Raw genomic sequence first — 14,446 nt, forward strand, 5'->3', positions numbered from 1 at the left:
AGAGCAAAAAAAAGCACTCCGAAGAGTGCCTTTCATTTTTATAAATGCCATTATTTCTTTTTAATCGCATTAATAATATTTGTTGTAGAAATGCCGTCTTCAAAATTCAGCACTTTTACTTCACCGCCTGCTGCCCAAACTTCTTTGCTACCTGCGATGTCTTCAGGCTTATAATCGCCACCTTTAACTAAGATATCCGGTAATACAGAGGCAATTAAGCGCTGTGGTGTATCTTCTTCAAACGCAACAACCCAATCGACAGCACCTAATGCGCCCAACACAGTCATACGCTGTTCTAATGGGTTAACAGGACGACTTTCACCTTTTAAGCGCTTAGTAGACGCATCACTATTTACCGCAACAATAAGGCGATCTCCTAATTTACGTGCATTCGCTAAATAGCTAACATGACCTGCATGAAGAATATCAAAACAACCATTTGTCATCACAATACGCTCACCGCGCTGACGCGCTAATTCGACGGCTTGTTTTAATTGTTCTTCCTCCATCATGCCAAACCCGTTATCAGCTCGACCACGAATAGCATTTTCAAGCTCAATAGGTGATACCGTTGATGTCCCTAATTTACCCACAACAACGCCTGCCGCTGCGTTAGCAAGGAAACAGGCTTCACCTAAAGGTTTGCCAGCAGCTAAAGAGGTTGCTAATACGCCAATTACTGTATCACCTGCACCTGTTACATCATAAACTTCTTGGGCTTGGGTTGGTAAATGCAATGGAGCTTCATTAGCACGCAGTAAGCTCATTCCTCGCTCTGAGCGAGTGATCAGCAACGCTTCAAGATCTAAATCTCGAACTAATTGAGTCCCTTTTTCCACCAGCTCATCATCAGTTTTACAAACACCAACCACTTGTTCAAATTCAGACATATTTGGCGTTAATAGCGTCGCACCGCGATAGCGTTCAAAATCTGATCCCTTAGGATCGATTAATACAGGTACACCAGCTTTTTTTGCCAGTTGGATCATCTCTTGAACATGAGAAAGTGCCCCTTTGGCATAGTCAGATAAAACCAATGCGCCAATAGAAGGTAATGCTTGCTGAATACGTTCATAAATAGGTTGAGGATCAACATTGCTAAATCCTTCTTCAAAATCAAGACGGATTAATTGCTGATTACGTGAAAGTACACGTAATTTTGTGATCGTTGGGTGTGTCGCAACAGAGACAAAATCACAACGCACATTGACCTGATTTAATGTATTGCTCAATGCTTTTGCGGCTTCATCAATACCTGTTAAACCCACTAAACGCGAATTAGCACCAAGAGACGCAATATTCATCGCAACGTTTGCTGCACCACCTGGTCGCTCTTCTGTGGTATCAACTTTAACCACTGGCACTGGGGCTTCTGGTGAAATTCGACTTGTTGGGCCATACCAATAGCGGTCTAACATGACGTCACCGACAACCAACACATTGGCCTTATTAAAATCCGGTAGCGTTACTTTCATCCCATACTCCACATTTATTTTCAAAATAAGCCGAAATAATACCATAACTTGTTAGGCAAAAAGAGATACACATAAGACTTCATGCCAACAAACCATTACTCTTGTTCACCAAGCCACTTCAATTTGCTTTTTAATACACACTCTCGCTCTGCGATAAAACAATGATTATCCACAATGGCAGGTAATGCTTGTAACGCCAGATGATGTAATTCATTACGCAATGTGACATAAGCATGTGTTAAAGCGAGAGCTTCATCTTCATCCATCACTTGATGCTTTGCCATTAACTCAAAAATACGCACATTATCAGACCAACGAGTTAAAGCAGGGTATTGGTGAGAAAAACGCAATACTAAATATTGCGCGATAAATTCAATATCAGTAATACCGCCAGATGAGGTTTTTAAATCAAACTTATCGGCTTGTGTTGGTGCAAGATGTTGCACCATTTTTTTACGCATATCGCGTACTTCATTTTGTAACACATCAGCATCACGAGAAAGGCATAACGTTTCATGACGAATACGTGAAAACATCTGTTGTAATTTATCATCGCCATAAATCATTCTAGCGCGAATTAAAGCTTGATGCTCCCAAGTCCAAGCTTCATTTTTCTGATATTCATCAAAAGCTTGAATAGTACTAACCAACATACCTGATTCACCCGAAGGACGTAAACGCGCATCGACTTCATACAACACACCAGAAGATGTTCTGGTACTAAACAAATGGATAATACGCTGTGCTAAACGCAGATAAAACTGGCGGGCATCAATCTTTTTTGCCCCTGTTGTCACAGTGTTTATTGGACAATCTAATAAAAAGACCAAGTCCAAATCAGAGCTATATCCTAACTCCCATCCCCCCAATTTACCGTATCCAATCACCGCAAAACCCAGCCCATCACGATGAGCTAAATGTTCAGGTTCACCATAACGTTTCACCATATATGACCAAGCTTGATAAACAACAGCATGAATAATAGCTTCCGCTAAATATGTTAAGTGATCACTAACCTTCATTACTGGCAATACACCTGTAATATCTTCAGCGGCGATGCGTAGTAATTGGGCTTGCTTAAACTGGCGTAATGCTTCTAATCGTTGCTCTTCATCTTCTTCTGGTACACGTAATAAATATTGACGTAATTCATCACGATACGCATCTAAAGGTAAAGGTTGATAGAGAGAATTAGGATCAAGTAATTCATCTAATAGTAAAGGATGAAGCGCTAATTGTTCAGCAATCATCGGAGATGCTGCACAGAGTCGTATAACATGCGTTAAAACTTCATCCGACTCTTGCATCAACTCTAAATACGTTGTACGACTCACAATGCTTAATAGCAAAGGCGTCACACGTTGTAGTGTCACTAAAGTAAGGGGTTGCTGGCAAATTTTAGCCAATAGTTTTGGCATTAAGGCATCAAGAACATCGCGTCCTCTCGGCCCAATGGTTCGCTTGCCAATATCTTGGCGAAAATTCTGCAACGTCTGATTTATTGCCTCAAGCGCTTCACTGGTTAATGTTTCATGAAATAATGACGATGTTTCAGGCAAGCGACCAAGTAACCAAAGACGCTTAAATTCAGAGATATCGTCTTCATCATCGTTTTCGTCTTCTTCACCAATTAATTGCGTGAAAATTACGGAAACAGCCTGCATCTTGTGATTAATTTCTTGATAAAGCGCTTTCCAATCATCAAATCCCATTGCCAAAGTCAATCTGGCTTTATCTTCTTCACTTTCAGGTAAGGCTTGGGTTTGTTGATCACCAATAGACTGTAAAAGATTTTCTAATCGGCGAAGAAAAAGGTAGCTTTCAGCCAATTGTGCCGTTTCTTCTGCGGTGAGTAATTCAAGTTTCGCAATAACGTTAAGCACCGTTAATAATGAATTGCTTTGAAGCTCAGGCTCTCTACCACCACGAATTAGCTGAAAAACTTGCGTAATAAATTCGATTTCACGAATACCACCAGAGCCTAATTTTATATTATCAATCATGCCACGACGACGAACTTCACGACTTATCATGGATTTCATATTTCTAAGTGATTGAATAACACTAAAATCAATATAACGACGATAAACAAAAGGACGCAACATTTGGCGCAATACTTGGCAATACTCTTTCTTTTCTGCCCCTAAAACGCGTGCTTTGATCATGGCGTAACGTTCCCAATCGCGCCCTTGCTCTTGATAATAATCTTCCAGTGCTGCAAAGCTCATTACCAAAGGCCCACTTTCGCCAAAAGGACGTAACCGCATATCAACGCGGTAGACAAAACCATCAATAGTATGCTGATCCAGCGCTTTAATCAGCTTTTGACCTAAGCGCGTAAAAAACTGCGCATTATCTAATTCTCGTCGTCCACCTTGTGTAAACCCATTTTCAGGATAGGCAAAAATTAAGTCGATATCAGAAGAAAAGTTAAGTTCAAACCCACCTAGTTTTCCCATTCCTAAAATCAGTAATGGCTGAGGTTTTCCCTCATTATCACAAGGCGTTCCCCATTGTTGGCAACATTGCTGATAAAGCGTATCTCTTGCGCCACAAATTAATGTTTCAGCTAATACACTCAAATGTTTTAGCACACAAGGAATATCGGCTAATTGAAAAAATTGTAGCCATGCAATGCGCACTAATTGTTGATGACGAAATTGGCGTAAAACTCGCATAACGTCATCTTCATTATCAATATCGGCTAATTTTGCTGTCAATTGAGGCTCATAACTCTGCCATTCCACACTCGTTGGCGGATTTTGCCTGATATCAGTCAACCATTGAGGATTAACGCGCAAATGCTCTGTTGCAAAGGGGGTAAAAGCAAAAAACTGTTGTTCTTGTTCACTAAAAGGCGCTAACGCATTCAATTGAGAAGAGAACCCACACTGTGCTTTATTCCACAATTGTTGAAATACACCAATAACAGACATAAATAGACTCTCAAGTTGTCAGGAAATTAAGCAATAGACAGTAACCATGCCATAGAAGATAACTTAAAATTCAACCATAAAACATGATAATAGTCGGTTGCTGTTGTAAATGTTAACGGCGAAATCGCATTGAGTGATTGTTCCATAGATCTAGGCAAATCAGACTGTTTTTTGCACCAATCTGAAAATAATGCCAACATGGCAGGCATGGTAATTGTTGGTGGCGTCGGATTGGCAAAAATCGCTTCTTCTAATGCCTGTATCGCACTTAACCATTTAGTCAATTGCTGAGCCGTTGTATCACTAGGAGAAAGATTCACCACACTCAACGATAATGCAGGTTTATCTTTCGCCAAATAGTAGCCTCGAGCCGCCTTACTGCGAGAAGCAAGACGCAATCCGCCCTTTTCACCTAAATAAGTCGCTAATGCGATAACATCCGACACATTGCCCTTTTTGAGTTCTAACTCGAACTCTTCAATGGGCAACTCATATTGATGAGTGCGAACAGCACCTTTATCTAACACCACTTCAATTTGGCTATCTTGAAAATCCACCAACCAAATTTCACGGTAAAAGTTCGTATTAAACAGCACATCAAGTTGAGACTCTAATTGTGTAAGGTCGGTATTTTCAGGCCAGATTTCTGCTGGGAAGCGTGCTAGATCTAATTTAGGTTGTTCTAATTCCACGTTATATTCTGGACGTTGATGCAAACCAGCAACGACTTTACCGGCAGTTTTAATTGTCATTTCATAACGTTCATCAACACCACGAATACGCAGCCCCATATCCCAGCGACGAATTTGATTATCTGCGGTTTCAAAGTAAAGATTAGTCAGCTTTTTGGGTGCAGTATGCTGATGAGGTAGAGTCAGAATGCGCTGAATAATGTGAGGAATAGCGGCAGGTATGGCACTCATTTTGAGTTCAGTTTCTAATTGGCTCATTCTATTTCCCTTAAGTAAATCAATTGATTAGTAAAATATTTGACGCATTTTCATTTTGCAAGTGATAGCCTAATAACAATAATGAATAAAAGGCAGATTATCCCTATATTCTACCAGTTAAGACTGTTCTCATTCTGGTTTACTATTTGCTTACGCAAACTTTACTCTTTAGTATCAGTAAAAATATTCTCTTGTATAGATAAAAAAGTTGAAAACATAATGCGAAAATTACCCTTACTTTTTCTTTCCTTACTTGGCTTAGGCTTTTCTCTGAGCTCACACGCAGAAACTCGTTATGTTTCCGATGAATTATCCACTTATGTGCATAGTGGACCAGGAAATCAGTATCGAATTGTTGGCTCTTTAAATTCTGGCTCAACAGTCACTGTACTTTCTCGTAATGCAGCAACGGGCTACGTACAAATTAAAGACGATAAAGATCGTACTGTTTGGATACCTGAAAGCCAACTGAGTGCTCAGCCAAGCATGCGTACTCGCATTCCTGCAATGGAAAAAGAGATCCAAACACTGCGCGACAAACTGGCGAATATCGACCAAAGTTGGAATCAACGTACAATAGATATGCAAAATAAAGTTTCAAACAGTGATGACATCATCAATGGCTTGAAAAAAGAAAATGAACAAATGAGAACTAAGCTCGCTGTCGCAGAGAAAAAACTCGATTTTGCTAATCAACAATTAGATGACAGACAACGCGATATCATCTTACAGTGGTTTATGTATGGTGGTGGTGTTGCTGGTGCAGGTCTTGTCTTTGGTCTGATCCTTCCACATATTATTCCGCGTCGTCGTAAACGTAATGATCGTTGGATGAACTAATATCCAACCAAAGGAACAGTGATCCCGTGAATATATATCTTGTTGGTGGCGCTGTACGCGACCAACTGTTACAGATGCCAGTAAAAGACAGAGATTGGGTTGTTGTTGGTGCAACACCTCAAATGCTATTACAACAAGGCTATCAACAAGTAGGCAAAGATTTTCCTGTTTTTCTTCATCCAGATACTCATGAAGAATATGCCCTTGCGCGCACAGAACGAAAATCAGGCTCAGGTTACACGGGATTCACTTGCTATGCAGCACCCGATGTCACATTAGAAGACGATCTTGCGCGTCGTGATCTCACTATTAACGCTATCGCTTATTCCGTTGATGGCGGATATGTCGATCCTTACCACGGCATAGATGACATCAATGCGAGACAACTTCGCCATGTTTCTGAGGCATTTTCAGAAGATCCGTTAAGAGTTTTGCGAGTTGCACGTTTTGCGGCACGGTTTGCGCCTTTAGGATTTAATATTGCACCTGAAACACTGCAATTAATGAAGACGATGGCACAAAGTGGTGAGTTAAATGCACTGACTGCTGAACGTGTTTGGAAAGAGACTGAAAAAGCTCTTGAGAGCCCCGCGCCTCAAGTCTATTTTGAAGTTTTACGTCAATGTGGTGCTTTAAGCGTTCTTTTTCCTGAAATTGATGCTTTGTTTGGTATACCTGCTCCTGAAAAATGGCACCCAGAAATCGATACAGGCATTCATGCCATGATGGTACTTAATATCGCCAGTCAATTAACAGACGATATTGCGGTACGCTTTAGTGCCTTATGCCATGATTTGGGAAAAGGATTAACACCTCCTGAAAATTGGCCTCATCATCACGGTCATGGCCCTGCGGGTGTGCCTTTAGTTGAAGCCTTGTGTCAACGTTATCGTATTCCTAATCATATCCGTGATCTCGCGCGTTTAACGGCAAGATTTCATGATCATATCCATCGTATTGATAGAATGCGCCCTTCTAAAATAATCCGCTTATTTGATGCTATTGATGCATGGCGAAAACCAGAACGTGTTGAACAACTTGCAATGGTGAGTGAAGCCGATGCGAGAGGACGTAAGGGCTTAGAAAATATTGCTTATCCACAACGTGCGTTTCTTTGCCAAGCTTTCCTTGTTGCAAATAATGTGGATATTAAGCCAATCATTGAAAGTAGATTAAAAGGCAGTGCAATACGAGATGCGCTAACCAAGCAACGAGAAGCCGCGATTATAAAATGGAAATCGCGACTTAATCAGGAACAGCGCTAATTAAGCTTTACGCTCAATAATCACACCTACATTTGTGGCTTGTGCAACAGCTCCTGGTTTCGCTAATTTAATTTTTACTCTTGGTACAGCAAAGTGCGTTATCAATAGCTGTGCCACTTCTTCAGCAACACGTTCAACTAATTCAAAACGTCGAGTCTCAACATAGTCAATAATTGCATTGCTCACACTGGCATAATCTAAACAATGAACCACATCATCGGTTTGGGATGCGCGTTTGTTATCCCATTCCATTTCGATATCGAACACTAATTTTTGTTTTATGGTTTTTTCCCAATCATAAACACCGATTGTGGTTATTACTGATAATTGCTCAATAAATACGATATCCATCACGTCATCTCTTATTTTTTCTGCTCATCGGATACCACTTCCGATGAAATATGCGTATTATCCATACATGCCTAACGAACTTACATAAACATTGGAGAATACAAATGAGTGCTAACGCACTTGGAATGATCATCTTCGCCTACTTGTGCGGCTCAATCTCCAGCGCGATATTGATTTGCCGACTGGCAAGACTACCTGATCCAAGAAAATTTGGCTCTGGCAATCCCGGAGCAACCAACGTCCTACGTATTGGAGGAAAGGCAGCTGCAGCAGCCGTTCTTATCTGTGACGTCCTAAAAGGGATGATCCCTGTTTGGCTCGCCTATTACTTAAATGTGCCTCCTTTTTACCTCGGTATTGTCGCAATAGCAGCTTGTCTAGGTCATATTTATCCTGTTTTTTTCCACTTTAAAGGCGGAAAAGGTGTAGCCACTGCATTTGGTGCTATCGCTGCCATTGGTTGGGATTTAAGTGGGCTTATCGCAGGAACGTGGTTACTCACCGTCTTACTGAGTGGCTATTCATCGCTTGGTGCGATTATCAGCGCACTGCTTGCCCCTTTTTATGTTTGGTGGTTTAAACCAGAATTCACTTATCCCGTTGCTTTATTATCATGTCTGGTACTTTACCGTCATCACGACAATATTCAACGTTTATGGCGTGGTCAAGAGAGCCGTATCTGGCATAAATTAAAGAAAAAGACTGAAAAAACAGAAAAAGAGATCATTCAAGAAGCTAAAGAGCAAGAAAAAGAAGATTAACCTCACCAAATCGTAAAGATAGGATGGATAAAAAAGCCACTTTTCAGTGGCTTTTCTTTTACTACTGACGTACTGACGCGCTACTTATTTTCAAGTGCTGGCAACTCAGCTAAAGGCCAACGCGGTCTTACTGTTACGCTTAATGGACCTTCTGTACCGCCTTTAAAGCGGATCATTCCTGCTAGTGCAATCATTGCACCATTATCAGTACACAATTCAGGACGCGCATAAAAAACTTCGCCACCTAATTGCTTCATTACGGTTTCCATTTTTGCACGTAATGTACGATTAGCACTTACACCACCCGCCATCACCAAACGTTTAAAGCCTGTTTGTTCTAACGCTCTACGACATTTTATCGCAAGCGTATCAACAACCGCATCTTCAAATGCCCGTGCAATATCAGCGCGAGTTTGGTCTGAATCATCATTTTGACGAATAGTATTAGCGGCAAAGGTTTTTAAACCCGAGAAACTAAAATCAAGTCCAGGTCTATCTGTCATTGGTCGAGGAAAGACAAAGCGACCTTCTGTGCCTTGTTGCGCCATTTTCGATAATACTGGACCACCAGGATAATCTAATCCCAGTAGTTTTGCCGTTTTATCAAAAGCTTCGCCAGCAGCATCATCAATAGATTCACCTAATAAGGTGTATTCGCCAATTCCCGTCACACTAATTAACTGTGTATGGCCACCAGAAACCAAAAGTGCCACAAATGGAAACTCTGGTGTTTTCTCTTCAAGCATTGGAGCCAATAAGTGGCCTTCCATATGATGAACAGGAATAGCTGGGACATCCCACGCAAAAGCTAATGAGCGTCCAATAGTTGCCCCTACAAGCAACGCGCCAACAAGACCGGGGCCAGCAGTATAAGCAACCGCATCAATATCTTGCGCCGTAAGATTTGCTTCTTTCAGTGCCGCTTGAATAAGAGGTACTGTTTTACGGATATGATCCCGTGAAGCAAGCTCAGGAACTACCCCACCATAATCGGCGTGCAGTTTAATCTGGCTATAAAGTTGATTCGCTAATAGGCCGGCTTTATCATCATAGATTGCGATACCGGTTTCATCGCAAGATGTTTCAATACCTAAAACTCGCATGACGCTTCCAAATTCTTCTTCGCTAACTCGCGTAATGAATCGATTGTATCATTATTTCGGTGATTTTATACGCCTTCGCAACATCTTTTACATACCAGCATGTGACAAATTCCTTTTTCTGGTCTATAATTATTCACCTATTTTAAGTGATTTAAATGTGTGGTTAGCGACTGTCGCTTTTTGTGTACTTATTAAAAAGACACAAAAGTGAGAGTTTGCGTTTCAATTTTGTGCATCTCTTTACAAAGTGCCCTGCTTTGAAGTAAAATTCCGCACCATTTTAAATGTCGGCTGGCTTAAATAATGCCAGCGCAAACCGATTTCTATTGAGGTGAGAGGCACATGCCGGTAATCAAAGTACGTGAAAACGAGCCATTTGACGTTGCTCTTCGTCGTTTCAAACGCTCTTGTGAAAAAGCAGGCGTATTAGCAGAAGTTCGTCGTCGTGAGTTTTATGAAAAACCAACGACTGAACGTAAACGCGCTAAAGCATCAGCAGTAAAACGTCACGCTAAAAAATTAGCTCGCGAAAACGCACGTCGTACTCGTCTGTACTAATATTTTGCGGCTTATACCGCAACGTATGCAGACACTGTAGTCGCAGTTAAAGGCCGTGCTTTCTTCTGAGAGCGCGGCTTATTCTCGTTCAACAACAGGCGTAAAAGGGCTTATGGCTGGACGAATTCCACGTTCATTTATCAATGATTTGCTAGCTCGAACCGATATCATCGATCTTATCGACGCTCGTGTGCCGTTAAAAAAACAAGGCAAAAATCATTCAGCGTGTTGTCCGTTTCATAATGAAAAAACGCCCTCTTTCACAGTAAATAGCGACAAACAGTTTTACCACTGTTTTGGTTGCGGCGCGCATGGCAATGCTATTGATTTTTTGATGAATTACGACAGACTCGATTTTGTCGAAACCATTGAAGAGTTAGCAGCAATGCATGGGTTAGAAGTTCCTTATGAATCAGGAACAAGCAGTAGCCCTATTGAACGACATATAAGACAAAATCTCTATCAAGTGATGGAGAAATTGAATCAGTATTATAGTAGCGCTCTCAATAAACCTGATGCACAGGAAGCAAGAAACTACCTTGCGCATCGTGGGCTTAGTGAAGATATTATTACCCGTTTTTCTATTGGATTTGTACCAACAGGTTGGGATAACGTCCTAAAACGTTTTGGTCAAAGTGCCGATAATAAAGCCTTACTTCTTGAAGCGGGTATGGTAATAACTAACGATAATGGTCGCACTTATGATCGTTTTCGCCAACGAGTCATGTTTCCTATCCGAGATAGACGTGGTCGTGTTATTGCCTTTGGTGGGCGTGTTTTAGGTGATGATTTACCTAAATACTTAAACTCACCAGAAACAGAGATATTCCATAAAGGACGTCAACTTTACGGACTTTATGAAGCGCAACAATCTAATAATAACGTCACAAAGCTATTAGTTGTTGAAGGTTATATGGATGTTGTGGCATTAGCGCAGTTTGGTATTGATTATGCCGTTGCCTCATTAGGAACCTCCACCACAGCAGAACATATCCAGTTGCTCTTTCGGACAACGGATAACATTATTTGCTGCTATGATGGAGATAGAGCTGGACGTGATGCTGCATGGCGAGCATTAGAAACCGCCCTTCCTTTTTTAAATGACGGTCGCTCTTTACGTTTTATGTTTTTACCCGAAGGTGATGATCCCGATTCATTGGTTCGTCGTGAAGGTAAAGAAGCTTTTGAAAAACGTATGGAACAAGCACATTCATTATCAGAATTTTTATTTGATTCACTCGTTCCTCAAGTGGATCTGAGTACTCAAGAAGGCAATGGTAAGCTATATAGTTTAGCCAGACCATTAATAGATAAGATCCCAAGTGAAACTTTACGTCTATATTTATTAAGAGAGCTTGGAAGCTTAACGGGAAATCCCGATATTGAGCAGATGGATCGTTTATTTGGTAGAACGCCGGTTAATCACGAGTTATCGTATCAACCGACAAAATTACGCACAACACCGATGCGTATATTGATTGCCCTATTGATACAAAACCCAGAATTCTCTAAATTAGTGCCCCCTCTCGAGGGATTAAGTACAGAAAAAATTGCAGGTCTATCACTTTTTATTGAATTAGTTTCTGTTTGCCAAGCACAACCTGGCCTAAATACGGGACAGATTATCGAACTCTATAGAGAGAATAAATTCGGTAAACAGCTTGAAAAATTGGCAATGTGGAACGATATAGATATAGATGAGATTGCAGAAAAAACCTTTACAGACACGTTAGATCATCTTTTTTTAACCGCAATGGATGAACGTTTAAACACGCTTATTGCGAAAGAGAGAACAGAAGGCCTAACGCAAGATGAACGCGAAGAAGTCCAATTGATAATACAGGCACGCGTTAAAAAGTAAATACAGAATTAAGATTAAAAACACGGCTTAATTGCCGCTATCGGTAGGTACTAAAAACCTACATTTGCTACGCTGAGGGGACCGTAGCAATCGACAATGAAAATGCCCCTCCGTAGTTATTGTTGGCTGAACAGTTATCGCCGACCGACACCAACCCAAATTACTTTGAAGTGTGGATACCGTCTTATGGAGCAAAACCCGCAGTCACAGCTGAAGCTACTTGTTACTAAAGGTAAGGAGCAAGGCTACCTGACCTATGCTGAGGTCAATGACCATCTGCCGGAAGATATCGTCGATTCAGATCAAATCGAAGACATCATCCAGATGATTAACGACATGGGCATTCAGGTTATGGAAGAAGCACCTGACGCCGATGATCTGATGCTGGCAGAAAATTCAAATGATACTGATGATGATGCTGCAGAAGCCGCAGCTCAGGTACTTTCTAGTGTAGAATCTGAGATTGGCCGTACAACCGACCCTGTGCGTATGTATATGCGCGAAATGGGTACCGTTGAACTGCTCACCCGGGAAGGTGAAATTGATATCGCAAAACGCATTGAAGATGGTATTAACCAAGTTCAATGTTCCGTTGCAGAATATCCTGAAGCAATTACTTATCTTCTTGAACAGTATGATCGCGTTGAAGCTGGCGAAGCACGTCTTTCAGATTTAATTACTGCGTTTATTGACCCTAATGCCGAAGAAATGGCAGAAAGTGAAGATGTCAACTTAGGCAAAGATGATGATGAAGTTGACAACAGCGCTGAAGACGAAGATGAAGACGAAGATGAAGATGGCGATAATGACAGCGATAGCGATGATGATAACAGCATCGATCCTGAATTAGCGCGTCAGAAGTTTACTGAGCTTCGTGAGCAATATGAAAAAACTCGCCAAACTATCAAGGCGAAAGGTCGCAACCACAAAGATACAGAGCTTGAAATCTTATTATTATCTGAAATTTTCAAACAGTTCCGTTTAGTACCGAAACAGTTTGATTATTTGGTTAACAATATGCGTGACATGATGGACAGAGTTCGTGCACAAGAACGTCACATCATGCGTCTTTGTGTTGATCAAGTTAAGATGCCAAAGAAAAACTTCATTACGCTGTTTACAGGTAACGAAACCAATGACACATGGTTCACTGCTGCTCGTGCAATGAATAAGCCTTGGTCTGAAAAACTGGCAGGTATTGAAGAAGAAGTACAACGCAGCTTACAAAAACTGCAACAAATTGAAGTTGAAACTGGACTGACAATCGAACAGGTTAAAGATATTAACCGTCGTATGTCTATCGGTGAAGCAAAAGCACGTCGTGCGAAAAAAGAGATGGTCGAAGCGAACTTACGTCTCGTTATCTCTATCGCGAAAAAATATACCAACCGTGGCTTACAGTTCCTTGACCTGATTCAGGAAGGGAATATTGGTCTGATGAAAGCGGTTGATAAATTTGAATACCGTCGTGGTTATAAGTTCTCAACTTATGCAACATGGTGGATCCGTCAGGCAATTACTCGTTCAATCGCTGATCAGGCGCGTACAATCCGTATCCCTGTTCACATGATCGAAACGATTAATAAACTGAACCGTATCTCTCGTCAAATGTTGCAAGAGATGGGGCGTGAGCCTTCACCAGAAGAACTTGCAGAACGCATGCTGATGCCTGAAGACAAGATCCGTAAGGTACTGAAAATCGCTAAAGAACCAATCTCCATGGAAACCCCAATCGGTGACGATGAAGATTCACATTTAGGTGATTTTATCGAGGATACTACTCTCGAATTACCACTGGATTCTGCAACATCAGAAAGCTTACGTTCAGCAACTCACGAAGTGTTAGCAGGCTTAACATTGCGTGAAGCGAAAGTCCTGCGTATGCGTTTTGGTATCGATATGAATACCGACCATACCTTGGAAGAAGTGGGTAAACAGTTTGATGTTACCCGTGAACGTATTCGTCAGATTGAAGCGAAGGCACTGCGTAAATTACGCCACCCAAGCCGTTCTGAAGTGTTACGCAGCTTCCTTGATGAGTAATCGACTTACTTTTCAATAAAAGTTATAACAAACGCCTGTGATATCACAGGCGTTTTTTTATGGAATTTCGATACGGTATCTACAATCTATCTAATCTACGATAGATTTCACCTACATATATTTATAAAAAATAGCCTTATTATTTATATTATTGTACCTGTGCGTAAGCTTATCCATAAATCGTTACTCTATGTTATTGATATCACAGTTATTCTCTGTTTTATTTTTTTATTGTTTAGATTGAACAGAATTTGCGCATACAGTCATTCAAAGGCTAGACCTCGTGCCAAATGGCACGTATAA

General features: G+C 41.0%; 11 protein-coding genes. 6 read left to right on the plus strand and 5 right to left on the minus strand.

Annotated features, from left to right (window positions below):
* Nucleotides 1–50 precede the first annotated feature (50 nt).
* The 3 genes from hldE to ACWPWK_RS06530 form a co-directional block, all read right to left on the minus strand.
* Nucleotides 51–1,475, minus strand: a complete 1,425-nt coding sequence (gene hldE, locus ACWPWK_RS06520) for a bifunctional D-glycero-beta-D-manno-heptose-7-phosphate kinase/D-glycero-beta-D-manno-heptose 1-phosphate adenylyltransferase HldE (RefSeq protein WP_109373059.1) — start codon at nt 1,473–1,475, stop codon at nt 51–53.
* A 95-nt stretch (nt 1,476–1,570) separates the two neighbouring features.
* Entirely contained in the window at nt 1,571–4,411 is a 2,841-nt protein-coding gene (gene glnE, locus ACWPWK_RS06525; RefSeq protein ID WP_109373058.1) for a bifunctional [glutamate--ammonia ligase]-adenylyl-L-tyrosine phosphorylase/[glutamate--ammonia-ligase] adenylyltransferase, read from the minus strand.
* A 26-nt stretch (nt 4,412–4,437) separates the two neighbouring features.
* Nucleotides 4,438–5,361: a CYTH domain-containing protein gene (locus ACWPWK_RS06530; protein WP_109373057.1), complete on the minus strand. Its 924-nt coding sequence runs from the start codon at nt 5,359–5,361 to the stop codon at nt 4,438–4,440.
* A gap of 219 nt (nt 5,362–5,580) precedes the next feature.
* Between ACWPWK_RS06530 and ACWPWK_RS06535 the strand changes: the two genes are divergently transcribed.
* Both ACWPWK_RS06535 and ACWPWK_RS06540 read left to right on the plus strand, forming a co-directional pair.
* Nucleotides 5,581–6,201 (plus strand): TIGR04211 family SH3 domain-containing protein, encoded by a 621-nt coding sequence (locus ACWPWK_RS06535; protein ID WP_109373056.1) that lies wholly within the window; start codon nt 5,581–5,583, stop codon nt 6,199–6,201.
* 26 nt (nt 6,202–6,227) lie between these two features.
* Nucleotides 6,228–7,466, plus strand: coding sequence for a multifunctional CCA addition/repair protein (locus tag ACWPWK_RS06540; RefSeq protein ID WP_109373055.1), 1,239 nt, complete (start codon nt 6,228–6,230; stop codon nt 7,464–7,466).
* On the opposite strand, the gene folB is transcribed toward ACWPWK_RS06540, so the two are convergent.
* Nucleotides 7,467–7,817: a bifunctional dihydroneopterin aldolase/7,8-dihydroneopterin epimerase gene (gene folB / locus ACWPWK_RS06545; protein ID WP_109373054.1), complete on the minus strand. Its 351-nt coding sequence runs from the start codon at nt 7,815–7,817 to the stop codon at nt 7,467–7,469.
* Nucleotides 7,818–7,921: 104 nt separating this feature from the next.
* On the opposite strand from folB, the gene plsY reads away from it, so the two are divergent.
* Entirely contained in the window at nt 7,922–8,578 is a 657-nt protein-coding gene (plsY, locus tag ACWPWK_RS06550) for a glycerol-3-phosphate 1-O-acyltransferase PlsY (RefSeq protein WP_023582777.1), read from the plus strand.
* A gap of 80 nt (nt 8,579–8,658) precedes the next feature.
* Here plsY and tsaD read toward each other — a convergent pair whose 3' ends face one another.
* On the minus strand, nt 8,659–9,681 hold the full coding sequence (tsaD, locus tag ACWPWK_RS06555; RefSeq protein ID WP_098941951.1) for a tRNA (adenosine(37)-N6)-threonylcarbamoyltransferase complex transferase subunit TsaD: 1,023 nt from the start codon (nt 9,679–9,681) through the stop codon (nt 8,659–8,661).
* A gap of 342 nt (nt 9,682–10,023) precedes the next feature.
* On the opposite strand from tsaD, the gene rpsU reads away from it, so the two are divergent.
* From rpsU to rpoD, 3 genes are all read left to right on the plus strand, one after another.
* Nucleotides 10,024–10,239, plus strand: coding sequence for a 30S ribosomal protein S21 (gene rpsU / locus ACWPWK_RS06560; RefSeq protein WP_001144069.1), 216 nt, complete (start codon nt 10,024–10,026; stop codon nt 10,237–10,239).
* A 112-nt stretch (nt 10,240–10,351) separates the two neighbouring features.
* Nucleotides 10,352–12,100: a DNA primase gene (gene dnaG, locus ACWPWK_RS06565; RefSeq protein WP_109373137.1), complete on the plus strand. Its 1,749-nt coding sequence runs from the start codon at nt 10,352–10,354 to the stop codon at nt 12,098–12,100.
* A gap of 186 nt (nt 12,101–12,286) precedes the next feature.
* Complete coding sequence (rpoD, locus tag ACWPWK_RS06570; protein ID WP_109373053.1) at nt 12,287–14,143, plus strand: RNA polymerase sigma factor RpoD; 1,857 nt, start codon at nt 12,287–12,289, stop codon at nt 14,141–14,143.
* Nucleotides 14,144–14,446: the final 303 nt, after the last annotated feature.

It is taken from the genome of Proteus sp. Marseille-Q3619 (genome assembly GCF_965283115.1).

What these genes read in the sequence shown, in the direction of transcription:
- hldE (WP_109373059.1), bottom strand. Translation starts at nt 1,475, where the DNA reads ATGAAAGTAACGCTACCGGATTTTAATAAGGCCAATGTGTTGGTTGTC.
- glnE (WP_109373058.1), bottom strand. Translation starts at nt 4,411, where the DNA reads ATGTCTGTTATTGGTGTATTTCAACAATTGTGGAATAAAGCACAGTGT.
- ACWPWK_RS06530 (WP_109373057.1), bottom strand. Translation starts at nt 5,361, where the DNA reads ATGAGCCAATTAGAAACTGAACTCAAAATGAGTGCCATACCTGCCGCT.
- ACWPWK_RS06535 (WP_109373056.1), top strand. Translation starts at nt 5,581, where the DNA reads ATGCGAAAATTACCCTTACTTTTTCTTTCCTTACTTGGCTTAGGCTTT.
- folB (WP_109373054.1), bottom strand. Translation starts at nt 7,817, where the DNA reads ATGGATATCGTATTTATTGAGCAATTATCAGTAATAACCACAATCGGT.
- plsY (WP_023582777.1), top strand. Translation starts at nt 7,922, where the DNA reads ATGAGTGCTAACGCACTTGGAATGATCATCTTCGCCTACTTGTGCGGC.
- tsaD (WP_098941951.1), bottom strand. Translation starts at nt 9,681, where the DNA reads ATGCGAGTTTTAGGTATTGAAACATCTTGCGATGAAACCGGTATCGCA.
- rpsU (WP_001144069.1), top strand. Translation starts at nt 10,024, where the DNA reads ATGCCGGTAATCAAAGTACGTGAAAACGAGCCATTTGACGTTGCTCTT.
- dnaG (WP_109373137.1), top strand. Translation starts at nt 10,352, where the DNA reads ATGGCTGGACGAATTCCACGTTCATTTATCAATGATTTGCTAGCTCGA.
- rpoD (WP_109373053.1), top strand. Translation starts at nt 12,287, where the DNA reads ATGGAGCAAAACCCGCAGTCACAGCTGAAGCTACTTGTTACTAAAGGT.